Source organism: Pseudomonas fluorescens Q2-87, assembly GCF_000281895.1.
GTDB classification, from domain to species: Bacteria; Pseudomonadota; Gammaproteobacteria; order Pseudomonadales; family Pseudomonadaceae; genus Aquipseudomonas; species Aquipseudomonas fluorescens_S.
In genome coordinates, this window is sequence record NZ_CM001558.1 from 2,449,556 (window position 1) to 2,475,075 (window position 25,520).

At 59.4% G+C, this 25,520-nt stretch carries 25 protein-coding genes; 13 read left to right on the forward strand and 12 right to left on the reverse strand.

Annotated elements, in window-relative coordinates:
• Positions 1 to 105: 105 nt before the first annotated feature.
• The 3 genes from PFLQ2_RS16655 to PFLQ2_RS16645 are packed head-to-tail and all read right to left on the reverse strand — an operon-like array spanning position 106 to position 2,866.
• Positions 106 to 546 carry a Zn-ribbon domain-containing OB-fold protein gene (locus PFLQ2_RS16655; protein ID WP_003180729.1) on the reverse strand — a complete coding sequence of 147 codons (441 nt, stop codon included), beginning with the start codon at positions 544 to 546 and terminating at the stop codon, positions 106 to 108.
• Positions 547 to 556: 10 nt separating this feature from the next.
• Positions 557 to 1,753, reverse strand: a complete 1,197-nt coding sequence (locus tag PFLQ2_RS16650; RefSeq protein ID WP_003180730.1) for a thiolase family protein — start codon at positions 1,751 to 1,753, stop codon at positions 557 to 559.
• A gap of 30 nt (positions 1,754 to 1,783) precedes the next feature.
• Complete coding sequence (locus tag PFLQ2_RS16645) at positions 1,784 to 2,866, reverse strand: hydroxymethylglutaryl-CoA synthase (protein WP_003180733.1); 1,083 nt, start codon at positions 2,864 to 2,866, stop codon at positions 1,784 to 1,786.
• Positions 2,867 to 3,281: 415 nt separating this feature from the next.
• Between PFLQ2_RS16645 and PFLQ2_RS16640 the strand changes: the two genes are divergently transcribed.
• Entirely contained in the window at positions 3,282 to 3,890 is a 609-nt protein-coding gene (locus tag PFLQ2_RS16640) for a TetR/AcrR family transcriptional regulator (protein ID WP_003180738.1), read from the forward strand.
• Positions 3,891 to 3,927: 37 nt separating this feature from the next.
• Here PFLQ2_RS16640 and phlG read toward each other — a convergent pair whose 3' ends face one another.
• On the reverse strand, positions 3,928 to 4,809 hold the full coding sequence (gene phlG / locus PFLQ2_RS16635) for a 2,4-diacetylphloroglucinol hydrolase (protein WP_003180740.1): 882 nt from the start codon (positions 4,807 to 4,809) through the stop codon (positions 3,928 to 3,930).
• Positions 4,810 to 4,957: 148 nt separating this feature from the next.
• On the opposite strand from phlG, the gene PFLQ2_RS16630 reads away from it, so the two are divergent.
• A complete protein-coding gene (locus tag PFLQ2_RS16630; RefSeq protein WP_003180742.1) occupies positions 4,958 to 5,629 on the forward strand; it encodes a TetR/AcrR family transcriptional regulator in 672 nt (223 codons plus the stop codon).
• 55 nt (positions 5,630 to 5,684) lie between these two features.
• Here PFLQ2_RS16630 and PFLQ2_RS16625 read toward each other — a convergent pair whose 3' ends face one another.
• Together PFLQ2_RS16625 and PFLQ2_RS16620 are read right to left on the reverse strand one after the other, a co-directional pair.
• Positions 5,685 to 5,903 carry a tautomerase family protein gene (locus tag PFLQ2_RS16625; RefSeq protein ID WP_003180746.1) on the reverse strand — a complete coding sequence of 73 codons (219 nt, stop codon included), beginning with the start codon at positions 5,901 to 5,903 and terminating at the stop codon, positions 5,685 to 5,687.
• Positions 5,904 to 6,117: 214 nt separating this feature from the next.
• Positions 6,118 to 6,987 carry a helix-turn-helix domain-containing protein gene (locus PFLQ2_RS16620; protein WP_033046447.1) on the reverse strand — a complete coding sequence of 290 codons (870 nt, stop codon included), beginning with the start codon at positions 6,985 to 6,987 and terminating at the stop codon, positions 6,118 to 6,120.
• A 360-nt stretch (positions 6,988 to 7,347) separates the two neighbouring features.
• On the opposite strand from PFLQ2_RS16620, the gene PFLQ2_RS16615 reads away from it, so the two are divergent.
• A complete protein-coding gene (locus tag PFLQ2_RS16615) occupies positions 7,348 to 8,112 on the forward strand; it encodes an SDR family NAD(P)-dependent oxidoreductase (protein ID WP_003180749.1) in 765 nt (254 codons plus the stop codon).
• A 146-nt stretch (positions 8,113 to 8,258) separates the two neighbouring features.
• On the opposite strand, the gene PFLQ2_RS16610 is transcribed toward PFLQ2_RS16615, so the two are convergent.
• The 3 genes from PFLQ2_RS16610 to PFLQ2_RS16600 are packed head-to-tail and all read right to left on the reverse strand — an operon-like array spanning position 8,259 to position 11,583.
• Positions 8,259 to 8,513: a YceK/YidQ family lipoprotein gene (locus tag PFLQ2_RS16610; protein ID WP_225970862.1), complete on the reverse strand. Its 255-nt coding sequence runs from the start codon at positions 8,511 to 8,513 to the stop codon at positions 8,259 to 8,261.
• Between the two features lie 57 nt (positions 8,514 to 8,570).
• A complete protein-coding gene (locus PFLQ2_RS16605; protein ID WP_003180753.1) occupies positions 8,571 to 10,355 on the reverse strand; it encodes an IlvD/Edd family dehydratase in 1,785 nt (594 codons plus the stop codon).
• Between the two features lie 46 nt (positions 10,356 to 10,401).
• The gene (locus tag PFLQ2_RS16600; RefSeq protein WP_003180755.1) at positions 10,402 to 11,583 is read right to left on the reverse strand and encodes a fumarylacetoacetate hydrolase family protein; all 1,182 of its coding nucleotides are present in this window, start codon (positions 11,581 to 11,583) and stop codon (positions 10,402 to 10,404) included.
• Between the two features lie 114 nt (positions 11,584 to 11,697).
• On the opposite strand from PFLQ2_RS16600, the gene PFLQ2_RS16595 reads away from it, so the two are divergent.
• The 4 genes from PFLQ2_RS16595 to PFLQ2_RS16580 all read left to right on the forward strand — a co-directional run bounded on the left by PFLQ2_RS16595 (position 11,698) and on the right by PFLQ2_RS16580 (position 15,862).
• Positions 11,698 to 12,648 (forward strand): LysR family transcriptional regulator, encoded by a 951-nt coding sequence (locus tag PFLQ2_RS16595; RefSeq protein ID WP_003180757.1) that lies wholly within the window; start codon positions 11,698 to 11,700, stop codon positions 12,646 to 12,648.
• A 213-nt stretch (positions 12,649 to 12,861) separates the two neighbouring features.
• Positions 12,862 to 14,244: an MFS transporter gene (locus PFLQ2_RS16590; RefSeq protein ID WP_003180758.1), complete on the forward strand. Its 1,383-nt coding sequence runs from the start codon at positions 12,862 to 12,864 to the stop codon at positions 14,242 to 14,244.
• Positions 14,241 to 14,981 (forward strand): SDR family oxidoreductase, encoded by a 741-nt coding sequence (locus PFLQ2_RS16585; RefSeq protein ID WP_003180761.1) that lies wholly within the window; start codon positions 14,241 to 14,243, stop codon positions 14,979 to 14,981. The genes PFLQ2_RS16590 and PFLQ2_RS16585 overlap by 4 nt, the downstream gene beginning before the upstream one ends.
• Before the next feature lie 32 nt (positions 14,982 to 15,013).
• Entirely contained in the window at positions 15,014 to 15,862 is an 849-nt protein-coding gene (locus tag PFLQ2_RS16580) for an ureidoglycolate lyase (RefSeq protein WP_003180763.1), read from the forward strand.
• Here PFLQ2_RS16580 and PFLQ2_RS16575 read toward each other — a convergent pair.
• The gene (locus PFLQ2_RS16575; protein WP_003180764.1) at positions 15,843 to 16,808 is read right to left on the reverse strand and encodes a LysR substrate-binding domain-containing protein; all 966 of its coding nucleotides are present in this window, start codon (positions 16,806 to 16,808) and stop codon (positions 15,843 to 15,845) included. The two genes, PFLQ2_RS16580 and PFLQ2_RS16575, sit on opposite strands and share 20 nt — an antisense overlap.
• A 126-nt stretch (positions 16,809 to 16,934) precedes the next feature.
• Here PFLQ2_RS16575 and PFLQ2_RS16570 point away from each other — a divergent pair, with 126 nt between their 5' ends.
• Positions 16,935 to 17,549, forward strand: coding sequence for a DUF1989 domain-containing protein (locus PFLQ2_RS16570; protein WP_003180766.1), 615 nt, complete (start codon positions 16,935 to 16,937; stop codon positions 17,547 to 17,549).
• A gap of 86 nt (positions 17,550 to 17,635) precedes the next feature.
• Positions 17,636 to 18,577, forward strand: a complete 942-nt coding sequence (locus PFLQ2_RS16565; RefSeq protein WP_003180769.1) for a LysR family transcriptional regulator — start codon at positions 17,636 to 17,638, stop codon at positions 18,575 to 18,577.
• Here the strand turns inward: PFLQ2_RS16565 and PFLQ2_RS16560 are convergent.
• Positions 18,563 to 19,921 (reverse strand): amidase family protein, encoded by a 1,359-nt coding sequence (locus tag PFLQ2_RS16560; RefSeq protein WP_003180771.1) that lies wholly within the window; start codon positions 19,919 to 19,921, stop codon positions 18,563 to 18,565. The two genes, PFLQ2_RS16565 and PFLQ2_RS16560, sit on opposite strands and share 15 nt — an antisense overlap.
• Before the next feature lie 38 nt (positions 19,922 to 19,959).
• On the reverse strand, positions 19,960 to 20,628 hold the full coding sequence (locus PFLQ2_RS16555; RefSeq protein WP_003180774.1) for an FMN-dependent NADH-azoreductase: 669 nt from the start codon (positions 20,626 to 20,628) through the stop codon (positions 19,960 to 19,962).
• Between the two features lie 176 nt (positions 20,629 to 20,804).
• Between PFLQ2_RS16555 and PFLQ2_RS16550 the strand changes: the two genes are divergently transcribed.
• The 4 genes from PFLQ2_RS16550 (at position 20,805) to PFLQ2_RS16535 (ending at position 25,520) form a co-directional block, all read left to right on the forward strand.
• Positions 20,805 to 22,391 carry a purine-cytosine permease family protein gene (locus PFLQ2_RS16550; RefSeq protein WP_225970874.1) on the forward strand — a complete coding sequence of 529 codons (1,587 nt, stop codon included), beginning with the start codon at positions 20,805 to 20,807 and terminating at the stop codon, positions 22,389 to 22,391.
• 46 nt (positions 22,392 to 22,437) lie between these two features.
• Positions 22,438 to 22,989, forward strand: a complete 552-nt coding sequence (locus PFLQ2_RS16545) for a VOC family protein (RefSeq protein ID WP_003180777.1) — start codon at positions 22,438 to 22,440, stop codon at positions 22,987 to 22,989.
• Positions 22,990 to 23,079: 90 nt separating this feature from the next.
• Positions 23,080 to 23,868 (forward strand): creatininase, encoded by a 789-nt coding sequence (locus tag PFLQ2_RS16540; protein WP_003180780.1) that lies wholly within the window; start codon positions 23,080 to 23,082, stop codon positions 23,866 to 23,868.
• A gap of 233 nt (positions 23,869 to 24,101) precedes the next feature.
• Positions 24,102 to 25,520, forward strand: coding sequence for an LLM class flavin-dependent oxidoreductase (locus tag PFLQ2_RS16535; protein ID WP_003180783.1), 1,419 nt, complete (start codon positions 24,102 to 24,104; stop codon positions 25,518 to 25,520).

The following is a 25,520-nucleotide window of genomic DNA, read 5'->3' on the forward strand; positions in this document are numbered from 1 at the left end:
AATGGCAAAGCAGGACTCTGAAAAGCAGAATCAAACAACGGGCCGGTTGGCCGGAAATAGCGACTGTTGTTATGGATGGCGCGGTATGCAGCAGTAACTTGTTTGTTATTTCGCCAATACGAATTTATAAGCGTATTGCCACGCCAGGTTGCTTTCCCGAACGTGCTTGCGAATAACCATTCGCACTGGTGCTCCAGTCACGACTTGCCGGGGATCGACGACATCGACGATTTCCGAGGCGATCACCAAGCCATCGTCCAGGCGCACCATTGCCATGAAGCGCGGGACGGTTTCGCCATATCCCATGGCCGCGAGAATGGGGTTTTCAGCATGGGCGCTGACCTGGATCGTGCCGGTGCGTGCGCAGCGATACGGTTCCACGTTCAATGAGTTGCATGCGCCGCAGACGGTGCGCCGTGGGAAGAAGATTTCTTCGCAATCCTGGCAGCGGCTGCCTTCGAGACGATATTTTCCGCCATGTTCGCGCCATTCGCGCAACATGCTGGCGGTGGTCATGCGGTGTATTTGTTCTGGGTAAAGGGACATGGTCGGCTCCTTAATCGTTGGAAAGCACAATGACGCTGTTATGCGCGGCGTAACCGCCCAAGTTCTGCGAGACGCCAATGCGAGCGTCCTTGACTTGGTTGTTGGACTCGCCGCGAAGTTGTCGGAACAGCTCGGTAATGTGCAGGATGCCGTCGCAACCAGAGGCGTGGCCGCGGCCAATATTGCCGCCATCGGTGTTTAATGGCAGTTGCCCGTCGAGGGCTATGCCGCCTTCCAATACAAAGTCGCCTGCCTGGCCTGGACCACATACGCCCATGGATTCCATCTGAATCAATCCGGCACCCAGCAAGTCGTAGACTTGGGCCACATCGATATCCTTGGCGGTGATGCCGGCTTTTTTGTAGGCGATTTCGGCGCAAGCAATGGAGTTGGCGGAAACCGCCATGCCGACGTCTTTTGGCAGGCCTGGATATTTCAGGGTCGGGTTGTGATAGCGCGTCCCGAAATAATGGGATACGCCGGTATAGGCACAACCACGGACGAATACCGGTTGGGTCGTGTAGCGGTGCGCCAGGTGTTCGGCGACCAGGATGGCGCAACCGCTGGCTTCACCCCAGGCCAGCATCGAGCCACATGCTTCGCTGTTCTTGAGGGTTTCAAGGGATGGCACCGGCACGCCATAGCGGGTTGCCGTGGGCGTGTTGTGCGCATAGATGCGCATTTGCCGACCAAACGTTGCCAGGACATCCGCTTCGCGTCCTGCATAGCCAAATTTTTCAAAATATTCGGCGGTTGCGAGGGCAAAGGCGTCGGTGTGCGAAATGCCCAGGAAATAATCGTACTCACATTCGGTACTGGAGCCGATGTATTCGGCATAGTTGAAGTGGTCGGTCATTTTTTCAAAGCCACCACACAGGACGATGTCGTACTCACCCGAGGCGACCATCTGATGGGCCATCTGAAAGGAAACCGAGCTGCTGGTGCAGTTGGCAGTGCTCATGAACGTCGGGGCAGGGCTGATGCCCAGGGCATCGGAAATAGTCGGGCCCAGGCCGCCGTATTCGGAAATACCTTCACCGTGATATCCATAAGCGACTGCCTGAAGTTCACGGGGATGCATCTTGATGGCGTTGAGCGCCTGATAGGCGGACTCGACGATCATCTCCTTGAAGGTTTGACGGACTCTGGAGCTGCCGGGTTTGGAAGTATAGGCAGCCGAAACGATAGCAACGCGTCGTGCGCTCATTGGAAGTGCTCCTTGCTGGATGGTTGGGAATCAGAGGTAGGCTGTCAGGGCGTAGTCAGGCCGCAAGTATTTGAACTCGTACTTGATCGACGTCCCGTAATCCACGTAATACTTGTCTTCCAGCAGCGTGCGCAGCGCAACGTTGGTCTTTTGGTAGGCTTCGATGGCATCGGTCACTGTCAACGCAATCGCATCGCTGCCCGCACCAAACCCGTACGACACCAAGAGGATTTTTTCACCCGGACGCGCTCGGTCCAGTACGCTCACCAAGCCCAGCAACGGACTCGCGGCCCCCGCATCACCGACACTCTGGGCATAAATGCCAGGTTCGATCTGCGCTTTGGTGAAGCCCAGGCCTTTGCCAAGAGAGAAGGGGGTCGAAACCAGGTTTTGCTGGAATACGACATAGTCGAAATCGCTGGCCTGTACATTCATCTTGGCCATCAATCCCGACGCAGCACGATGGGTCTGGTCTTCAAGGCCAATGCTGTTCTTGTCGGAGCCCAGCCCCATTCCTGAGCGAATGTAGCGGTCTCCCTGGGGGCGGATGTTGTCAGCCACATCGGCGGCGCAAGAAAAGCTGGCATCGAAATGCGCGATCACATTTTCAGTACCCAACAACAGTGCGGCGGCTCCCGCTCCGGCGTAGGACTCGGTCAAGTCGCCGGGGGCGGTGTTGCGGTTGATCGTATCGGCGCCTATTGCCAGTGCATTGCCGGCCATGCCCGAGGCTACCAGGGCATAGGCGATCTGCAGGGCGCTGGTGCCTGATTTGCCGGCAAACTGTACGTCCGCGCAGAAGGCGTCATAACCGCAGCCGAGCATTTCCAGAATGACCGCGGCCGAGGCGCGGGAGTCATATGGGTTGGTGCACGTACCCAGGTACAGCGCTTCCAGGTCGCAAGAAGGGGCTTTGTCCAGCGCACGTTGAGCGGCCAGGACACTCAAGGTAATGACGTCCTCATCGGGTTGGAGTACAGCCCTTTCAACGACGCCCAGTTGGTTGGTGACCAGACTCAAGTCTGTGTTTTTCCAGACGTGGATCACGTCTTCCACTTTAAGGCGGCACACCGGGATGCCCGCGCCATAGCTCACAATTCCTACTTTATTCACGTGTACTTCCTCCAGATTCCTTTCTTCACCTGCCAGCGGATAGCCGTGACCGATGCATGAAATATTTAGAAACTATCTAACGGTGCCCGCAAAGTGTCGTTGGCAGTCCTATGCCCGGAAATCGGGCTCCTCAAGGGGGAAAACTACAGTTCCTTTGAGGGAGAACGGGTTTATTATCCTTCTATTATTATGTATGATACGAAACGTGCCGTATCGTTAAGGTCTTGTTAAAAATTGATGACTATTTATCGGGTTTCTTCCTATCTAGTGGCAAGTTCCGCTATTGAGGTGTGCAGTTAAGCAGAAACTTAGATCATAAAAACATACAAAACGAAACGATCCGTTTCATTGCTTTTCGAGAGAATCCTATACCTTGCGTCTCTTTTGTCAAGCGCCATATTGGAGATTTTGAATTATGGCCCGTAAACCGTCTCGGAGCTCCATTGGCTCATTGAGGAGCCCACATACGCACAAAGCGATCATCATCTCCGCTATAGAAACACTCAAGGAGTGCGGTTATTCAGGGTTGAGTATCGAGGCTGTGGCTCGCCGTGCCGGCGCGAGCAAGCCGACCATCTATCGATGGTGGGGTAACAAGGCGGCTTTGATCGCCGAAGTCTACGAGAGCGAAAGCGAGCAGATTCGCAAGGAGCCTGATAAAGGATCCTTCAAGGAGAACCTCAATTTCCTGCTGCTCAATCTGTGGAAGGTCTGGAGAGAAACGATTTGCGGGGAGGCGTTTCGGTGTGTCATCGCTGAAGCCCAGCTCGACCCCAGTACGCTGCCCAAGCTGAAGGATGAATTCATGGAGCGTCGTCGGGAATTGCCGCGAAAGCTGGTGGAAAACGCCATCCAGCAAGGTGAGTTGCCCAAGGACACGTCCCGTGAGTTGTTGTTGGACATGATCTTCGGATTTTGCTGGTACAGGCTGTTGACTGAGCAACTGGAAGTGGAGGGTGACATCAATGAATTCACGACGCTTCTGTTGAACGGCGTGTTGCGTACGACTTCGGCGGCGGAGTAAGGCGCCGCCGAAGCCTGTTCAAGGGTGAGGATTGGCCTTACGCCGCGCCGCTGAACTGTGCATGAAGGCCAGGCAGGATACTGGCCAGGTGGTTGAACTCACACAGATCATGCACAGCAAATTCATAAGCCAGGGTTTCCAGTTCGGCTTCCCCAAACCCGTTTTCCTTCAACAACTGCGCGGCGCGTTCGGCACCGGGAAAACGCAGCATCGCTGGGTGGCTGCCCACCCAGTAACGGCTGGTCAGGTACAAGCCTTCGGGGCATTCCTTGAACAAGTGCACCATGAGCGATATCGGCACTTGCGGCTGATCCGCCAGGCTCATCAAGGCGCTGACGCTGCCGTCTATTTTTGATTCGCGATACAGGTCCGCAGAGAAACCCAGCTCGCATGGATCCCTGAAGTGGATGTGCAGGTGCATAAGGCGGTCACCGACGTATTCGGACGCGCAGAAGGTGTTTCCATACAAGCTCTGTTCAAAGTTCAGGGTGTCATCGGTGAGGCGTTCGTTATGGACGCAGGGGTTTTCCACATGGGCATAGGGGAACCACAGGGTATAGCGTTCGGCCTCCAGTGGATGCCACATGAACCACCACTTGAGCATGTTGGCGGTGCAGTTAGGGAAAAACTTGCGACTTTGCACATAGGCCATCGGACCGGGCAGCAGGGCGTATCCGGCCTCTTCGCTGACGAAATCCGCCGCCAGCATGCGATTGAGGTCTTCAACACTTGGAGTCAGGGTATCGGCCAGGGGCATCGGTCCTTGCTGGATCTTCTCCACTGCGCTGAGCGGCACATTGATCTTCGAGCGGAAAAATTTGGCGTAGGGCTTACCCTGTACGGCTTTATGATTGACCAGGAACTGCTTCTGCATCGGCAATGAGAAGTAGGTGAAAGGTGTCATTACGCGCGCTTCCATGACGATGATTCCTTGCTGAGGCGTGAAAACCTGCAGATATCCGGGGCAGAGCCTTCACGCGGTGTTGTAAAGGGACAATGACGGGACCAAAATAGGTAGCCCGAAATAAAAAGTCAAATTTGAATTATAACTATCGAGAGTTGAGCTCATGGACAATGCCATTGGCAAGCCTTCCCCATCCCGCGCGTCGCGGCTCGATGGGCGAGCAACGCGGCTGCAAATCCTGGAAAAAGCGGGCGAGTTGTTTGCTGAACAGGGGCTGGCCAATACCACCAGCAAGCAGATTTGCGAGCATTCACACGCCAACAGTGCGGCTGTGAATTACCATTTCGTCAACAAGGAAGGGTTGTATCGTGCGGTGTTGCTCGAAGCCCATGCCCGACTCGTGCAATTGCAAACGCTGATTTCCCTCAGCGAGCAGCCAGGCTCGCCGCAAGACAAACTGCGCGCGCTCATCACACTGTTGGTCGAGCGCGTGCATAACCACCCGGATGGTTGGGCGCTGAAAGTGCTGACACGTGAACTGCTTTCGCCGTCTCCCGAATTCGAGGCGGTGCTCAAGGAGCAGTCTTTCCCCAAGGCACACATACTGCGGGGCTTGCTTGGCCAAATCATGAACCTGCCGGCCGACCATCCCACCACGCTGCGCAGTGCAATCAGTGTCTTCGCGCCCTGTCTTTTCTTGCTGATAGCGCATCAGCCTTTGAAGCGACATGTGCTGCAAGGATTGAGCATCGAGCCGCAGGGGCTGATCGAGCACATGATGAGCTATGCCCTCGGTGGCCTCCAGGCGGTGGCGGCCACGGCGCATGGAACATGATATTGGGTAAAGACCCCGGCAAGACGGGGTCGATGGCTTCGGCGGTGCGAGCGCGTTAACGGCCTTTTGCAGGCAAGCCCATTTTTTCAAGTGTCAGTGTTTCATCGGCACGTCCCCAGCCGCCGTCTGCGACCTCTTCGACCAGGACCATGCTGAAAGGGCGGACCTGCTCGCCAAAGTACTCGACGAACATCTCGGTCGTACGATGGATGATTTCCTCTTTGCGAGCGTGGTCGAGGATCCCTTCAGGGAATTTGTAGTTGGCGAATGGCATGGTTCTACTCCGTTGGCTTGATCAGATTGGGCGCTGAGCCCCGGAGCGCATTCTTCTGGGTCGGATCCATGGGATAAATCCCTGAAAGTTGCCATGTGAATTCAATGACGACGAACAATCGATACCTGAAATGGCGTTCCTTCGCGTCAGCCGGCTATCCGTAGCGTTGAGCTCAGATGCCATGAGCTGGATCGTAAAAGCCTCTGTAGATCCCTCACCCTTGGCGGTAGGCGCTGGGCGTGAGACCGATCTGGCGACGAAAGACCTGTGAAAAATGGCTGGGGCTGGAATACCCCACCTCCAGCCCCACGTCGATGACGCTGCGGTCGGTCTCGACCAGCAGACGCCGGGCCCGATCCATGCGCAGGCGGATGAAGTACTGCGATGGCGACAGCCCCGTGGCGCGCTTGAACATCCGGCTGAAGTGGTACTCACTCAAATCGGCAATCTGTGCCAGGTATCCGAGGCTGAAGTCATCGGCCAGCCGCTCATTCATCGCCTCGAGGACGCGTCGCAGCTTGTACGCTTGAAGCGCATTGCTGCGTCGCGTATTGCCGTGTGGGTCGGGATAACGGCGGATCAGATGCACGGCCAGCGCCTGGGCGAGGCTGTTTACGAATAACGGGCTGGGGTGGCGTTCTTCGATCAGCTCGATGCGCAGCTGATTGACGATGAAACTCACCCGCTCATCCTGGGCACCGGAAATGTCGGCGAAGCTTACCGCAACCGCGTGCTCACCCAGCAGATCGCGGGCGGCCATGTCGATCAGCGGCAGGCCGAGGTACAGGTGCATCACTTCGAAAGTTTCGCATTCGATTGTCTGCCAGCGCATCTCGTAGGGCTCACGGGTGCTGGTGAGAAAAAAACCGCCAGCCCGCACGATGGCCGCTTCCCACTCGCCGCCGAGGACACGCTCCTCGACCCTTGCCGTGCCTGCCAGCACCAGGACCAGCAAAGGCTCCGCTACGGCGGGCACCCGTATCGGTTCGACAATGCTGTGATGGCTGAAGAACTGCAGCACGACATCCTGCATCGGTGCCAGCGGTGGTAACGCCTTCGCCGTTCCCGGCAAGTGACGGGGCATCGATTCGGCTGTGACGCGCGGCACATTGGCGGCAGCCGGATCTTCATGTTCGTGTGGGTGCACAGCAGGCTCCATCGACGACGCCCCTCAACCGGGGCTGGCGGCGCTAGGTTAGCGCAGCCACCGTACCCCGGATCAAGCAACTCGCTGGGTCAGTTCGCCCAGGGCGGGAATGGAAACGCGCGGGACGATGGCGGCGGCGCATTGGCACTCACCTTGGCGCAAAACTGCGACAGTTCCGGCAATTCAGCGAAAGCTCGTTCTCCTGCATTGCGAGACAGTGAAGCCGTCGATAACGACAGCGCCTCACAGGCGCCGAGCCGGCGAATGTCTCTTCGGCTCGCAACGCAGGAGAGCACCATGACTGATATCAAGCAAACCCATCCCAACGAAGTCGAAGGCAAAATCGCGCTGGTCACCGGCGCCGCCAGTGGCATCGGCAAGGCCATCGCATTGCTGCTGCACGCGCGTGGCGCCAAGGTCATCGCCGAAGACCGCAATCCCGCCGTCGAAGAACTCGCCCGCCCCGGGCTGGTGCCACTGGTGGCCGACATCACCGAAGATGGCGCCGCGGAGCGCGCGGTCGGCTTGGCTGTCGAGCGATTTGGGCGGTTGGATATCCTGGTCAATAACGCCGGAATCATCATCAACAAGTTGGTCGTCGATATGACCCGTGAAGATTGGGAACGCATCCAGGCGGTCAACGCCACAGCGGCCTTCCTGCATTGCCGCGAAGCGGTCAAGGCGATGATGCCCAACCAGTCTGGAGCCATCGTCAATATAGCGTCCTACGCGTCCTATTTCGCCTTCCCGACCATTGCTGCCTACACCGCGTCGAAAGGTGCACTGGCCCAACTGACCCGCACATTGGCGCTCGAAGCGATCGGGCACGGGATTCGCGTCAACGCGGTGGGCGTCGGTGATGTGGTGACCAACATCCTCAACGACGTGGTCGATGACGGTCCAGCCTTCCTGGCCCAGCACGGCGAAGCCGCGCCCATTGGCCGCGCAGCACAGCCTGAGGAAATCGCCGAGGTCGTCGCATTCCTTGCCTCGGACCGCACGAGCTTCATCGTCGGCTCGGTGGTCATGGCCGACGGTGGAATGACTGTCACGGCGGGTTGACCGACCTTCCTGCTCGTCGGGTCTGACGTGCCGGGCCGGCCGCAAGCGATCGAGGTGTTGGCTGGCCGTCGGCTATCGCGAGCAAGCTCGCTCCTAGCCCAATGAGTTCATGGCATTGAGATTTCCACGAGCCCATCGGATGACGATTACTCTTCGGAGTCCCGCGGATGAAAAATGGTGTAAGGCAGGATCAACGTATCGGCGACGAAACTCAAAGGCAGGTCGATGATCGCAAACGGGGTCAACGCCCCGTAGGCTCCGGCGTTGCCCTCCGTCGAGGATTTTATTATTTCGATATCGGTAGAAACGCCGCAATAGGGATGGAGGCCGCACATATGCCCATAGCTGGAGCTTTCGTTGATCGTCGCGCAGCCTGTCAGCAGCGTTGTTGCCAAAGCCATTGGTACGATCCGCATGACATCGCCTCATCCTGATAAGTGCGCGACTGTAGCATTTTGTCAGTGCGAATGACGCGGCTCACCGCTACGGGCGATCACCCGCAGATGCAACGTGGCCGGCTCCAGGCACCCCCCTGTGGAAAGCTGTCCCACCAGTTGCCGATACAACTCCTGCCAAGGCGTTTGCGACGGCGGGATATTGGGCGTCCACTCCAGTCGACGCTGGGCCATTTCAGCCTCGTCGATGAGCAGGTTCACGGTGCGTGTGTTCAAGTCCACTTTCAGCCGGTCGTTGGTTTTCAGCAACGCCAGGCCGCCGCCTACCGCTGCTTCCGGGGACATGTTGAGGATCGACGGGCTGGCCGAGGTGCCGCTCTGGCGGCCGTCGCCGAGGCAGGGCAGGGAGTCGATGCCTTGTTTGATCAGGGCGGCGGGCGGGGCCATGTTCACCACTTCGGCGCTGCCCGGGTAGCCCACCGTGCCGGCACCGCGAATGACGAGAATGCAGCGCTCGTCGATGTCCAGCGCCGGGTCGTCAATGCGCGCGTGATAATCCTCCGGGCCTTCGAACACGATGGCTCGGGCTTCGAAGCTGTTTTCAGCGCCGGGTTCGGACAGGTAGGTCTTGCGAAACGCCTCGCCCACCACCGACATCTTCATGATCGCGCTGTCGAAAAAATTACCGCTGAGCACGATGAACCCGGCACGGTGCTTGAGCGGGGTTTCGAACGGATGGATGACATCGGCGTTGCTGGTCAGGCTGCTGCTGACGATTTCGCCAATGGTCTTGCCGCTCACCGTGGCGCAGTCTTCATGGAGACGCCCGGCTTTTTGCAGTTCATGCATGACCGCTGGCACGCCGCCGGCGCGATGGAAACCTTCACCCAAATACTTGCCGGCCGGCATGCAATTGACCAGCAGCGGCACGTCCTCGCCTATCCGTTGCCAATCATCCAGGCTCAGCTCGACGCCCATGTGCCGGGCGATGGCGATCAGGTGTGGCGGGCAATTGCTGGAAGCACCCAGCGCCGAGGCGACAGCGATGGCGTTCTCGAAAGCCTCGCGGGTCATGATCTGCGAAGGTCGCACGTCTTGCAGCACCAATTCGCAGATGCGCTTGCCGGTGGCATACGCCATTTGCCCGCGCTCGCGATAGGGCGCCGGAATGCTCGCGCAACCGGGTAGCGACATGCCCAAGGCTTCGGCCAGGGCATTCATCGACAAGGCAGTGCCCATGGTGTTGCAGTGACCCACCGACGGCGATGCGGCGGTGGTCATTTCCATGAAGCCTTCGTAATCGATCTCGCCGGCGGCCATCAGGTTGCGAGCGTGCCAGAGCACGGTGCCTGAACCGATCAGTTCGCCCTTGTGGTGACCGTCGAGCATCGGGCCACCGGACAGGACAATGGCGGGCAGGTCGGTGGTCGCAGCGGCCATCAGGCAGGCTGGGGTGGTCTTGTCGCACCCGGTGGTGAGCACCACGCCGTCCAAAGGATAGCCGTGAAGGATCTCCACCAATCCCAGGTAGGCCAGGTTGCGATCCAGCGCGGCGGTGGGGCGACGCGACTGTTCGGCGATCGGATGCACCGGGAATTCCATCGGAATGCCGCCGGCATCGCGAATACCGGCCTTGACCCGTTGTGCCAGCTCCAGGTGATGACGATTGCAGGGCGTCAGGTCGCTGCCGGTCTGGGCGATGCCGATGATCGGGCGCCCCGATTGCAGCTCCTCGCGGGTCATCCCGTAGTTCATGTAGCGCTCGACATACAACGCGGTCATGTCGGCGTGGGCAGGGTCGTTGAACCATTGCTCGCTGCGCAGGCGGCGTCTTGGTGTGTCACTCATGATTCGTTCTCTCTTGTAATTAGTAGAATCGCCAAACTCTGTTGCGTCAGCGGGCGAGCAACCCTCGCGATGCCAGGTTGCGCAGCAGGGCGCCCACGCCGAAGGTCCAGGGCGCGGCGTCAGAGCTATGGGTCACCTGGTTGTGCAGGCTTCCCAGCAACGGGCTGCTGATGCTGACCCGGTCACCCAGTTTGTGGGTGAAACCGCTGCCGGCATGGTCACGGTCTTCAGTGGGGGCGAACAGAGTACCCAGAAACAGCAGGAAACCATCCGGGTATTGGTGATTGGCGTTGAGTGTCTGCTCCACCAGATCCTGCGGGTCGCGACTGATCTGGCTCATGGAGCTCGATCCTCGCATGCGGTAGCCGTCTTCACCTTGGACTTCCAGGTCCACCACGCAGGCCCGCACATCATCCAGGCTGAAATGTTCGTCGAACAGGCGAATGAACGGACCGATGGCGCAGGACGCATTGTTGTCCTTGGCCTTGCTCAACAACAGCGCGCTGCGGCCTTCGAAGTCCCTCAGGTTGACGTCGTTGCCCAGGGTTGCACCGTGGATCCGGCCACGGCTGTCGACGGCCAGCACCACCTCCGGCTCCGGATTGTTCCATTGGGAATCTGGGTGAATACCGATCTGGCTTCCGCTGCCGACGGCAGCCAGCACCGGCGCCTTGGTGAAGATTTCCGCGTCCGGGCCGATGCCGACTTCCAGATATTGCGACCACATGCCCTGTTCGATGAGCAGGGCCTTGAGGCGCATGGCTTGCTGGGAACCCGGCACGATGGCGCGCAAGTTGTCGCCGATCACACTGCGCACGCTGGCCCGCACGGCTTCGGATTTCGCTGCGTCACCGCCGGCTTTTTCCTCGATCACCCGCTCGATCATGCTGGCGGCAAAGGTCACGCCAGCGGCCTTGATCACTTGCAGGTCCAACGGCGGCAACAACGATGGTTTGGACGGGTCGGCGCCAGCCCCCGTATTGGCCAGCAGGGCTTCGACAGTGGTTATGAAGGTGCCAGGCGTCTGTTCCACGGCTGCCAGTGGCGACTCGGTCTCCAGCAAGTCACTCAACGTCGCAAAATGATCCGATAGATCGAACACGCCGTCACTGCGCAGCACGATCGGCGATGGCCCGGCGATCCGGCCAGGCACCCAGGCGCGGCCAATCAGCGTTGCGGCCAAGCCATCGACCGGCAGGGTGTTTTCGGGAGTAAGCAGTAGCGACATGGAAAGTCTTCCTGATTCGTGAAGCTTTCACGCTAGGGCGGGCAGCCGATAAACTCCAATGAGATATATTCAGTATTTGATAACGCCCGGTTATTGCCTGTCCGAGGGATGTTCATGTCCGATCTGTCGTTCTCCAGCTTTTGTGGCTGGCTCAAGTTTCGTCATCTGGTGCTGATCGATACCTTGGGACGCACCTGCAACATGCACTTGGCAGCCCAGCAAATGAACCTCAGCCAGCCGGCCATCAGCAAGATGCTCAAGGAAATCGAAAGCCTGCTCGGCTTTGCCCTCTTCGAGCGGCGACCGCGCAGCATGCCGCCCACTGCGTTGGGCGAGCACGTGCTGCGTTATGCGCAGATTGCCTTGAACGATGCACGTTCGTTCGTCGAGCAAATCAGTAGCCTGCGCGAAGGCGGTCATGGCTATCTCAAGGTCGGCGGGATTTTTGCCGCCACGGCGGTGGCCTTGCCCGAGGCTATCCTGCAGATCAAACAGCGCTGGCCGCTGCTGTCGATCGAGGTGGTGGAGCAGACCAGCAATCATCTGATGGAAATGCTTGAGGAGAAAAAACTCGATCTCGCGGTGGCGCGTTTTACCGATCAAAGCCAGCAGCAGCGCTATGACTTCCAGCCACTGGCGCCGGAACCGTTCTGCATCGTGGTGAACAACCGCCACCCCCTGGCAAATACCGGGCCCACCGCTCTTGAACAACTGGTGGACCTGCCATGGATTCTCTATCCGGTCGGGACGCCGATTCGCGCGCGCATGGAATTGGCGTTTGCCGAAGCCGGGGTGCGGATGCCGCGTAATACGATCGATACCATCTCCATGCAGACCTTCCTCCAGGTACTGCAACGCGGCCCCATGATCGGCATGTTGCCCAACGCGATGGTCGATCCGCTGCTTGAGAGCGGCCAGCTCAACACCCTCGACACTCCCTTGCATCTGGTGCCGCAGGATTACGGCATCCTCACCCGAAAGGACGAACCCCTGGCCGGGGCGGCGCTGGAGTTCGCCGAAATCCTCAAGGAAAACGCTCGCCTGGGCGCGATGCCACCTGTTTAAAGGCTGGGGTGAACTTGTGGTGAGGGGATGAATCCCCTCACCACAGTGATTTATCTATTCGATAACTTGGAGTTATTGCCTAATCCAAAAATGCCATTGGGAAAGAATCGTTTCCCGACAGTAGAGTCCCCTTTCAATCGCCGGATGAGCTGCTCATTCGACGTGACCCAATAAAAACAATCAGGCATGTCCACATGCCCCAGGGGTTACCTCATGCAAACCATATCCGAGCATTTGCCCGCCCAGGCGCAGGCCGGCGAACTCGACTTCGAAGACCGCACCTACCGCAAAGTCATCTGGCGCATCCTTCCGGTGCTGCTGCTGTGTTACATGGCGGCGTACCTCGATCGGGTCAACATCGGTTTCGCCAAGCTCGATATGCTCAACGAGCTGCAATTCAGCAACACCGTCTATGCCTTGGGCGCCAGCATGTTTTTCTGGGGTTATTTCCTCTTCGAAGTGCCCAGCAACCTGCTATTGCATCGCTTTGGCGCACGGTTCTGGATCGCGCGGATCATGCTGACCTGGGCGGTGGTCTCCATGGCCGTGGCCTACACCGTGCCGTTGGCGGCCTTTTTCCACATTGAATCGAGCAGCATGTTCTACGTGCTGCGCTTCCTGTTGGGCATCTGCGAAGCCGGGTTCTTCCCTGGTGTCATCCTTTACCTCAACTACTGGTTTCCGACCCACCGACAAAGCCGCGTGATGTCCGGTTTCCTGCTCGCGCTGCCGGTCAGCCTGACCCTCGGCGGCATATTGTCCGGTTGGCTGATGAACAGCATGCAAGGGGTACATGGCCTGTCGGGTTGGCAGTGGATGCTGCTGATCGAGGGCATTCCTTCGATCATCATGGCGTTCGTGGTGATCGTCTGCCTGGCGGACAACATCGATAAGGCCAAATGGTTGTCCGCAGCGGAAAAAGCCATGCTCAAGGCCAACCTGCACACCGACAACCAGGGCAAGGCCACGCGTCTCAGTGAGGTGTTCTTCAACCCTCGGGTGTGGTTGCTGGTGTCGATCCTGTTGACGTTCAACACCGGTTTCTACGGCCTGGCCTTCTGGATGCCCTCGATCATCAAGAGCACCGGTATCACCAACAGCCTGCACATCGGTTTGCTCACCGCTATTCCGTATTCGGTGGCGGTGGTGGCGATGCTGCTCAACGCACGGCATTCCAACCGCACCGGCGAGCGACGCCTGCACGCGGCCATTCCGGCTTTTATCGGCGGTGCCGGGCTGATCCTCAGCGCTTACTTTGCCAACAACCTGGTGTTGTCGGTGCTGTTCCTCAGCGTTTCTGCCTCGGGGATCCTCAGCCTGATGCCGATCTTCTGGACCTTGCCAGGCACAGTACTGTCAGGCGTCGCCGCAGCTGCCGGCATCGGCATGATCAACGCGATCGGCAACCTCTCGGGCTTCACCGGCTCGATGATCACGGCCGTGGCCGAAACCCTGACGGGCAACATCAACAATGGCACTTACGTGTTGGCCTTGTGTCTGCTGGTTAGCGGCGGATTGATTCTGGCCATCCCTGCCTCGATGCTCGCCAGGACACCCAAGCCCGCCGCCACTGCAGCGGAACTGGAGACGGCATGAACATGCAGAACAAGCGGGTCCTGGTGACCGCGGCGGGACAGGGCATCGGCCTGGCCAGCGCCATGGCGTTCGCCGAGGCGGGCGCCGAAGTATTCGCCTGTGACATCGATATTCGCGGGTTGGCAGGTCTTGAAGGGATCACTGCGCTGACGCTCGATGTCACATCTGCCGAAGGCATCAGCGCCGCGTGCGAACGGATCGGCGGCCTCGACGTGCTGTTCAACTGCGCGGGCTACGTGCACAGCGGCACCCTCCTGGACTGTGACGAAGCGGCCTGGGCTCGTTCGCTGGACCTCAATGTCACGGCCATGTACCGGATGATCCACGCGTTCCTGCCCGGCATGCTGGCCCGTGGCGGCGGCTCGATCATCAACATGTCGTCGGTGGCTTCCAGCATCAAGGGCGTGCCGAATCGCTTTGCCTACGCTGCCAGCAAGGCGGCGGTGATAGGCCTGACGAAGTCCGTCGCCATCGACTTCGTCGGCCAGGGCATTCGCTGCAATGCGATCTGTCCGGGTACCGTGGACTCGCCGTCGCTGCGTCAGCGCATTGCCGCCCAGGCGGCTCAGCAGGGCGTCGATGAAGCGCAGGTCTACCGGCAGTTCCTCGAACGCCAACCCATGGGCCGTATCGGCAGCACTGAAGAAATCGCGCAGTTGGCCTTGTACCTGGGCAGCGATGCGTCGACCTACACTACCGGTGGCGTGCATGTCATTGATGGCGGCATGAGCCTCTGAATCCGGATTCACGTTGAGAACAGGAGAACTTCATGAAACTGTTGCGTTACGGCGAAAAAGGCTCGGAAAAACCCGGCCTGCTGGATGCCGACAATCAGATCCGCGACCTGTCGGCCCATGTACCGGACATCGCCGGCCAGGTGCTGACGCCGGACAGCCTGGCCGCGCTCGGCGCCCTCGATCCGCGCAGCCTGCCGATTGTCGCCGGCCAGCCTCGGATCGGCGCCTGTGTCGGACAGGTCGGCAAATTCATCTGCATCGGCCTGAACTATGCCGACCATGCCGCCGAGTCGAACATGGACGTGCCGAAAGAGCCGATCATCTTCAACAAATGGACCAGCGCCATTTGCGGGCCGAACGACGACATCCAGATTCCCCGCGGCTCGCTCAAGACCGACTGGGAAGTGGAACTGGGCGTGGTCATCGGCAAAGGCGGGCGCTACATCGACGAAGCCAATGCAATGGAGCACGTCGCCGGTTATTGCGTCATCAACGACGTATCTGAGCGCGAATGGCAACTGGAACGCGGCGGCACCTGGGACAAAGGCAAGGGCTTCGATACCTTCGGCCCCCTTGGACCGTGGCTGGTGACGCGGGACGAGATCGCCGATCCCCATACGCTGGACCTGTGGCTGGAAGTCGACGGGCACCGCTATCAGAACGGCAACACCCGGACGCTGATCTTCAGCGTGCCGCAGTTGATCGCTTATCTGAGCCGGTGCATGAGCCTGCAACCAGGGGATGTGATTTCGACTGGAACGCCACCCGGTGTCGGCCTGGGCATCAAGCCTGATCCGGTGTTCCTGCGCCCGGGGCAGACCATGCGGTTGGGGATTGCCGGGCTGGGTGAGCAACGCCAGGTCACGGTGCAGGCGGACTGAGCTGCTTTATTCGCTGCCTCACGTGGGCGCTGTTCGGTGAATCCCCCTCCGATACGCTCCGGGCGGGATGATCGACTTGCAGATTGGGCTTTAGGTACCGCGCGAATTCACGTGCCAGTTGCGACGGCTCTTCCTGCGTGGGAAGCAGCAGCGCAATGGCGTATTTGATCGCTGGCTTGAAGGGCCTCAGGACGAGGTCGCGGGTGAAGGGCCGGCTGACCACCGGATCGACGATCCCGACGCCCAATCCTGCACGGACCAGTTCGCATGCCGTGGCGAAGAACTCTGTCTCGGCCACCACGTTCCAGGATGACCCGTACGCCGAAAACGCCATCGCCAACTGCTGGTAGATGGGATCACCCTTGAACAGCGAAACGAAGGGCACGCCGTCCAGGTCCGCCGGGGTAATCATCTCCAAGGCTGCAAGCGGATGGTCGATTGGCAGCATGCATTGGCATTCGTAGGACAGCACTTCCATGCTGGAGGTCGGGTAGTCGAGCGGCAGTTCGGCAATGGCCAGGTCGAATTGCTGTGTAGTCACCAACTCGCGAACGGATTGTGAATTGCGAGTGATGATCTTGAGCTCCAGGCCCGGGCGCTCCTTGGCGAATTCAGCCATCAGGCGCGGCAGGAGGCTGATCGAGATGCTGGCGTAGGCGGCAATCGCCAAGTGGCCTCGTTTGCCCGTGCGAATTTCCTTGGCGATGCGCTGGGTTTTCTCCACGGCTTCCAACGCACGTTGCGCCTCGACAAAAAACAGCCGGGCTTCGGGGGTGGGTTGCAGGCGACCGCCCTTGCGCACGAACAACGTCAGGCCTGTCTCATGTTCCAAATTGGCGATGGTGCTGCTGATGGCCGGTTGGGAGATATTCAGCAGCTCTGCCGCACGGGTCATCGTGCCGTGGATCATCAAGGTTCTGAAGCACTCCAACTGCCGGATCCGCATCGGTCACCCTATAGATTCAACTTATACTGAAGCCACTTTATATTATTGGTTTGCGGTTTTCTCTTATGTTTTCCTTGATGGCAGGTACACGGTCGGCCGCCTATCAGCGCAGAGGAAAACAGCCCCATGAACACAATGACTTCGATTGGCCCCGGCGAGGGCATCCTCCTGCCTGCACGGCAGGGGGTAGCGATCCAACTGCACCAGGGGCAGGTCCTTAAGGTGATCAATACCCATGGCAAACAGGTCGTGGACACCTGGGCATTCAACCCGGGCGACCTGAGGGAAGCCATGTCGATGGAGCATAGCCGTCCCTTCTGGCTGAAGCTCAACCCCCGCGAAGGTGATAGCTTGCTGACCAACAAGCGCCGCAAGATCCTGACGCTGGTTGAAGACACAACTCCGGGTGTCCACGATACGCTGGTGGCCGCGTGCGACCCGACGCGTTACGTTCAACTCGGGGTCGTCGGCCACCACGCCAGTTGCAATGAAAATCTCTTCCAGGCCTTGGAAGTCATTGGCCTGCAAGCGCCCGACACGCCGAGCCCCTTGAATCTTTTCATGAATGTTCCGGTGCACCAGGACGGGCGTATCGAGTTTGTCGAGCCGGTCAGCCAGCCAGGGCAATATGTTTGCCTCCAGGCGGAAATGGACGCTGTGGTGGTCCTCTCCGCCTGCCCCCAGGACGTTACGGCGGTCAACGGTAAGCGGCCCCAGGACATCCATTACTGCATCCTCTGACGGACCGACAAACCTGCTGGCAAATGTCGCTCGCCGGCAGGACACTGGCTATATCGCAAGCACTCAGTCGGGTGCCGGAGAACACCATGCGCAAAATACCGCCCCTGAATTCCGTGCGAGCATTTGAAGCGGTCGCGCGCCACCAGAGTTTTTCTGCCGCGGCGAACGAACTCTCTGTGACCGTCGCCGCGGTCAGTCATCAAGTCCGGCAGCTGGAAGAGGGGCTGGGGCAAAAGCTCCTGGAAAGAGGACGGATGGTGACCCTCACGCCTGCGGGAAAAACCATCTATCCGCTGCTGCGGGATGGCTTCGACCAGATTGCCCAGGCGTTCACCCTGTTAGGCGGGGATAAGGCCGGCGATGCCATTCAGGTGTCGACCACACGGGCGTTCGCCGAGCGTTGGCTAATGCCGCGCCTGGCGAAGTTCAACGAGATTCATCCAAACATCCTGGTGTCCATTCACGCGTCGGAGAAGCTGGTGGACCTGCGGTCCGAAACCGTCGACCTGGCCATTCGATACGGTCCGGTCGATGCCGACGTGCGGGGTCCGGTGTTGTTCGAGGACCGGTTTATCGCGGTCGCGGACAAGAGCATTTGCCCGGTTGAGCACAACGCGACGATCGGCGATTTTCATAATCGCCCGCTGCTGGCATTCAAGTGGAAGAACCAGGCCCTCGAAGCGCCTTCATGGTCCGCCTGGTTGGCCGGGGTCAAGCACAACGCCGTCGGGGATTTGCGCATTTCCTGGTACAGCGAGGAAACCCTCGCGCTGCACGCTCTGGAGCGGGGCCTGGGGCCTTTGCTGTGCAGCGATGTGCTGATTGACGATGAGCTTCGTTCCGGGCGGATCCGGCGGGTGGAGGGACCGGCCTTGTCGGGGTTCACTTATCACCTGATCGAAGACAACCATGGCCGCCCACGACGCAGCCTTGCGTTGTTCAGGGAATGGCTGCTGGACGAGGCCAAGTCATTCAGGGCCAATACCCTCAATGACTTGGCCGCGCCTCAGCGGCTACTCACTACCTGAGGCCTGCCGGGAGAGGCTTGACTCTATCGCCAGGCATGCACCGAGCAATGTGTCATCACGGCCTCGGGTCGTCGAGAACAGGACAGAGGTGGCAAGCCCGAGGGTGTCCTTGCCGGACGGAATGGCCACTCCTGGCATGTCCAGCAAGCTGCCGATCATGGTGAGTGACAAGGTTTCGAGGTTGACGGTCGCGAACAGCGTGTCGTCATTTTCCAGAGGCGCCATGGGCGGGGCGACGTGCTTGACCGTCGGCATGACCAGGAAGGCGCCGTCGAGCTCTTGCTCGATGGCCGACATCAACACTGCGCGGGACTGTCGAATCCCGGCTTCGGCGGCTGGGTCGATACCCTTGGCCGAACGCAGCCGCGCGCCCACGCGCCTGTCCATCCGAGCCCCTTCCGGGCTTTCCACGATCGAGCCCAGGAGGCGCCAGGCTTCTATCGCCCCCAACCAGCCCGAGCGGCCAATCAATTCACGGGTAAGGGCGACGGCGGCAATCGTCCTAAATTCGACCCGGGCACCAGCGGCGCGCAGCCGGGCCATCATCGAGAGCAGATTCTGCCGTACCACTGGCTGTAGCGTTGGATTGGACAGCACGCCGTCGTCGACCACAAAGCGCAGTTTCGAAAGCTTCGCAGCCTGGGCAGTTGGACCCTTGAACCCGCGCATGGCCCCATCGAGGGCGGCGCAATCGGCCACGGTATGGGCGAAAACGCCCAGGCTGTCGAGCGTGACGGCAAGGGGATGAACACCTTGCATGCTGTAGCGGTCGGTGGAGGCCTTGTAGCCAACCAAGCCGTTGAACGCTGCCGGAATGCGTATCGAACCGGCCGTGTCCGTGCCGATGGCGCCGTTGACAATGCCCCGTTGCACCGCGATGGCCGAACCGGAAGAGGAGCCGCCGGGCACACGGATTTCATCGACCGTGAAATCGGCGATCGGTGTGCCGAAATGCGGGTTCAAACCCAGGCCGGAATAGGCAAACTCGGTGAGGTTGGTTTTTCCCAGTGGGATCATGCCCTGGGCCGTAAGCGCTGCGATGACTGCCGCATCCTCGACGGCCATGGCCGCGTCGACCCGTGTGATGGAGCCGGCCGTTGTACGGCTGCCGACAATGTCCAACAGGTCTTTGACTGCATAGGGGATGCCATCCAAGGCGCTTAGCGCGACGCCTTGCTGCCAGCGCCGGGTCGAGGCGCTGGCATCGTCGAGGGCACGTTGTTCCAGCAGCGAAATAAACACATGCTCCGCGTCTTTCGCCGTCGCCAATGCGGACGCGATCAACTCATCAGGTGTCGTGAGCCCCTGCCTCAATCGCTCGGCGGTTTGCAGCATCGTGATCATGTTGTCTCCCTGTTTGGATGGACGGCGATGCCTGGCGTTCACGCTGGAGACAGCTGGCATTGCCTTTCCTCGACCATCTGCCGGACCAGGACCGGAACCGCGTCGAAGGCGTTGGCGATGGACGCCTCATGGCGCGCGTCGGCAAACTCCTGGTAATCGATGGAGATGGCGTGGGTTTCATTCACGCCCAGGTAGTGCGCGCAGGTCTGGATATGCGTGTCCAGATGATTCATGGTCTCGCGAATGCCGCCAGGACCAAACCCGAACTCACCCCGGGAAGTCAGAATGACCAGCTTCTTGCCACTCATGATGGGCTCCAGCGGGTGGTCGCCGCGCTCCAGATCGAAGGTGAAGGTTTTGCCGATGCGAATCACTTTGTCAAACCAGGACTTGAGCGCGGCCGGCATCCCATAGTTGTACATCGGCGTACCAATGACGATCACGTCGGCGCGGTCGATCTCCTCGATCAGTTCGTCCGAGAGACGGATTTCCTCACGTTTCTGCGGCGTCAGGTGTTCTTCGGGAGTAAAGACCGCGGCAATCCACGCCTCGGTCACGAAGGGGGGCGGATTCAGGCCAACGTCACGGGTGATGACTTGGGCCCCGGCATCGCGCTCAAGCCAGGCGTCGACAAATGCCTGGGACAGTTTACGGCTGAGGGAGCGGTCGGTTCGTGCGCTGGCATCAATATGGAGAAGGGTGCTCATGTGGTTTTTTCCTGCTAAGCCTGGGGCGGAATTACCCCAGTGACGAGAGCAAGTTGGCCACGACGCTCAATCTTTACACCATTGATATTTCTTTGACCTGCGTTAAGTAAAACTCAACCAACGATTATTCTTTTCCGAACGACCCCAGACGTTTCTCGTTTTTGGGTTTGAAGTGGATGCTTCATGTTGGGAAGCAACGTTCAGTTGAGAAAAACTTAATCGGCACGTTTTCTAAAGGGCGCTTTAGTTATCGTCAATTACCTAAATTGGCAGACCTCGCTTTAATGGCTGCGGGCGATACACGTGGTCGCCGCTCAGCGAGGAAAACAATAATGTCAATGCGTCGCGAATCTGAAAAAAGCTTAATCAATGAGGCCAACTACGATGCGCTCGGGCTTGAGCCCGTGCCCGATAGCCATCGTACTTCTACGCCCCTGGATCAGTTCTGGATCTGGGCCGGGGCGAATGTGGCTCCGATCAATTGGGTGCTGGGCGCCATCGGCATCCAACTGGGTTTGAGCCTGCTCGAAACCCTGCTGGTGATCGTGGTCGGCAATCTGTTGGGCGCCGCCCTGTTCGGCGGCATCTGCATCATGGGGCACCGCACCGGGGTGCCTCAAATGGTGCTGTCCCGGCTGGCGTTCGGCCGTCGTGGTGCCTATCTCCCTACCTTCATGCAAGTGCTGATGCCGATGGGGTGGGTGGCCACCAACACTTGGATCGTGCTGGACCTTGCAGTGGCCGCCCTGGACAAAATCGGTATCAGCGGTGGCATGGAACTCAAATACGGCATCGCCCTGGCCGTCATGGTGCTGCAGGTCGGTATTGCCGCCTGGGGCTTCAATGCCATCAAGTGCTTCGAGCGCTACACCATGCCGGCGATCCTGCTGATCATGGTGGTGATGACCGGCCTGGCCTTCACCCATGTGGATATCCAGTGGCAGCGTTCGACGATCGAGGGCATCGGCAAGCTCTCGGCCATGAGCAGCCTGATGACGGCAATCGGGATCGGCTGGGGCATTTCGTGGCTGGTGTACGCCTCGGACTACACCCGCTTTACGCAGAGCGAGCTGTCGGATGGGCAAGTATTTCGCTCGACCTTTCTCGGCATGTTCCTGCCTACGGTGTGGCTGGCATTCCTGGGCGCCGCGATCGCGTCCGCCGGCGCCGGCTCGGACCCCGCGCAACTGATCATTGCGGTCTTCGGCACGATGGCGTTGCCGGTTCTGCTGGTGCTTCTACATGGTCCGGTGGCCACCAATATCGTGGTCATCTACTCGGCGGCGCTGGCGACGTTGTCCCTGGACCTTAGGGTTGCGCGCTGGGTGGTTTCGATGGTCTCGGGCGTGGTGGCGCTGTTCATCCTCTATCTGTTCCTGCAATCGGGCGAGTTTGTGCATGCCTTTGAAAACCTGATGGTGTTTTTCGTGGTGTGGATCAGTCCATGGGCGGGTATCACCTTGGTCGACTTTTTCCTGATTCGCCGGGGCAAAGTCGATGTGAAGTCACTTTATTGCCATCACTCTCGAAGTTCCTGCACTGATGTGAACTGGCGGGGTGTGTTTGCACTTGCGGTGGGTGTATTGGCGGCCTGGTTATTTCAAGTAGGCACCATTAAATCGCTGCAAGGTCCTCTTGCGATGGCATTGGGCGGTATTGATCTTTCGTGGTTGGCGGGGTTCTGCGTAGGCGGCGGTATGTATTACGCATTGCACCGCTCGCGGCGAACTGAAGTTGTTCGCTCGTCAGTCATGGCTAAGTAAACGTAAGTGCTGTGCAACGATTCATTCATCAAAGAGGTTATTGCAAATGTCTCATCTTGAACAAACCAATGTGCTGGCTGCGTTGAACGGCGGCGCCGAGATCGATGGGTTCCTGGGCAACGTCGTGGAGATCGCCATCGTGACCCGTGATCACAAACGCACCATGGACGGCTTGCTCAAGCTGGGGATCGGCCCATGGCGGGTTTACACCTTCAGCCCGGAGAACACCGAAAACCAGACTTACCACGGTGAACCAGCCGACTTTGTCCTGAAGGTCTGCTTCGCCCAATCCGGAAATATGGTCTGGGAGCTGATGGAGCCCGTCTCCGGGCCGACGATTTTTGCCGATTTCCTGGACAAGCATGGCGAAGGCATCCAGCACGTGGCCTATGACTGCAACAACATCCCGTTCGAGGAGCGCATCGCCGAGTTGCAGCGACGCGGTTTCAAATGCGTGCAGTCCGGCTCCTGGATGGGCGTGAATCATTTCGCCTTCTTCGGCACCGAGGCGGATACCACTACCGTATTCGAAACCTATGCCTTCCCTGGCGACTGGGATTACCCGGAACCAGAGTCGTGGTATCCGCCACGGGCATAACCCGCCGCGGCACCACGCAGCTTCGCCTGGGCGTTGGCAGCATCAGCACCCAGGCTTGGCCACTTCGCAACGACACGGGAGTAGAGCCTCATGAACAACGTCCGGATGGATAACATCAGTTGGGTCGACTATGAACGTCGAGTGCAATCGGGGGCGGTGGTCTTGCTGCCCATCGGTGCCACGGAGCAGCACGGGCCCCATTTGCCCCTGGGCACCGATGCCTTGTTGGCCAGTGCAATCAGCGAAGACGTGGCCAGGGAAATCGGCGGCGTGGTAGCCCCGGCCTTGTCCTATGGCTATAAATCCCAGCCCAAATGCGGTGGTGGGCAGCACTTCTGCGGCACTACCAGCGTGGACGGTGCGACCCTGATCGCCATGGTTCGCGATGCCGTGCGCGAGTTTCATCGCCATGGCGTGAAGCGTCTGGTCCTGGTGATCGGGCACTACGAAAACCAGTGGTTCGTGACCGAAGGCATCGAGCTGGCGATGCGTGACATCGGCGCGCAAGCGGGGCTGGAAGTCATGCGCCTTGAGCATTGGGAGTTCGTGAAATCGCAAACCCTGGACAGGATCTTCCCGAACGGCTTTCCGGGCATCGCGCTGGAGCACGCGGCGGTCATCGAGACGTCGATGATGCTGCACTATCACCCGGAGCTGGTGTGCCTGGAGAAGATTCCTGACCACGGGCCGGCTGAGTTCCCGGTCTATGACATGTACCCGACACGAACAGAATGGGTCCCGGCCAGTGGCGTGCTGTCCTCCGCGCTGGGGTCCAGCGCAGAGAAGGGACGCCTATTGGTGGTGGATGTGATCAGTGGCATTGCCCAGGCCGTCCGATCAGAGTTCCGGCTTGCTGCGACTCTGCCGTCGCTCTTCTGAGTGTCGACAGCTCCTGCCGCACTTCGGTGGTCATGGATGAATGGGTCATGTGTTGCACTGTTCGCCACCGGACAGTTGATCAACAGCGTTGTCCCCGTGCAGGCATTTCCAATGGATGGGGTTATTATCTAACCGACTGTATTTAAACGAATAATTACTTGGCATGAATCGTGTTGATAGTGCATTGAGAGGCACCGGGAAAGTGGTGCTGAACCTATCGAGCAGGAGTCACCATGCCACGGGAAATTCGTTTGAATGCCTTCGAGATGAACTGTGTCGGTCATCAGTCGCCGGGTCTTTGGAGGCACCCCAAGGATCGTGCCTGGCAATATAAGGATCTGGACTACTGGACCGACCTGGCCAAGCTGCTGGAGCGCGGCAAGTTCGACGGCATTTTCATTGCCGATGTGATCGGCATCTACGATGTGCTCGGCGGCAATGGCGATGCGGCCATCCGCCAGGCGACTCAGGTGCCGGTCAACGATCCGCTGGCGTTGATCACGCCGATGGCGCTGGTGACCGAACACCTGGGTTTCGGCCTGACTGCTTCGCTGACTTTCGAGCACCCGTATCCTTTCGCCCGCCGCCTCTCCACCCTGGACCACCTGACCAAGGGCCGCATCGGCTGGAACATCGTCACGTCCTACCTCGACAGCGGCGCGCGCAACCTCGGGCAAAAAGCCCTGAGCGACCACGACGCGCGTTACGACTACGCCGATGAATATCTGGAGGTGCTCTACAAGCTGTTCGAAGGCAGTTGGGAGGAGGGCGCCGTGGTGCGTGACCGCCAGCGCGGTATTTTCACTGACCCAAGCAAGGTTCACGAGATCCGTCACCAGGGCACGCATTTCCAGGTGCCGGGCATTCACCTTTGCGAGCCTTCGCCGCAACGCACGCCGGTGCTGTACCAGGCCGGGGCGTCGAGTCGCGGCAAGGACTTCGCCGCCGGGCACGCCGAGTGTGTATTCGTTGCCGCGCCGTCCAAGGTGATCCTCAAGAAGACCGTGGCGGATATCCGTCGTCGCGCCGCCGAGGCCGGGCGTGATCCGCGCAAAGTGCTGATCTTCAACCTGCAAACGGTGATCGTCGACGAGACCGACGCCAAGGCGCAGGCCAAATGGCAGGAGCTGAAATCCTATAGCAGCTACGAGGGCGCATTGGCGCTGATCTCCGGCTGGACCGGCATTGACTTCGGGCAGTACCGACCCGACCAGGTGCTCAAGCACATCCATACCAACGCCATTCAATCGGCGGTGGAAACCTTTTCCACCGCCGACCCGGACAAGCAGTGGACCGTACAGGAACTGGCGGACTGGGTCGGCATCGGTGGTTTCGGGCCGTTGATTGTCGGCAGTGCGCAGACCGTGGCTGACGAGTTACAGGCCTGGGTCGAAGACACCGATGTGGACGGTTTCAACCTGGCTTATGTCCTGGCCCATGAAACCTTCAGCGACGTGGTCGAGTTGCTGGTGCCGGAGTTGCAAAAGCGCGGTGCCTACAAAACCGAATACCGCCCCGGCACCCTGCGCGACAAGCTGTTCGGCGATGGACCGCGACTGCCGGCCAACCACCCTGGCGCGGGCTATCGGGACTTGGGCCGCAAGACCCCGCGGGCCAGCGTAGTTGAGCCGGCCTTGGCCGGCGAGGAGTAA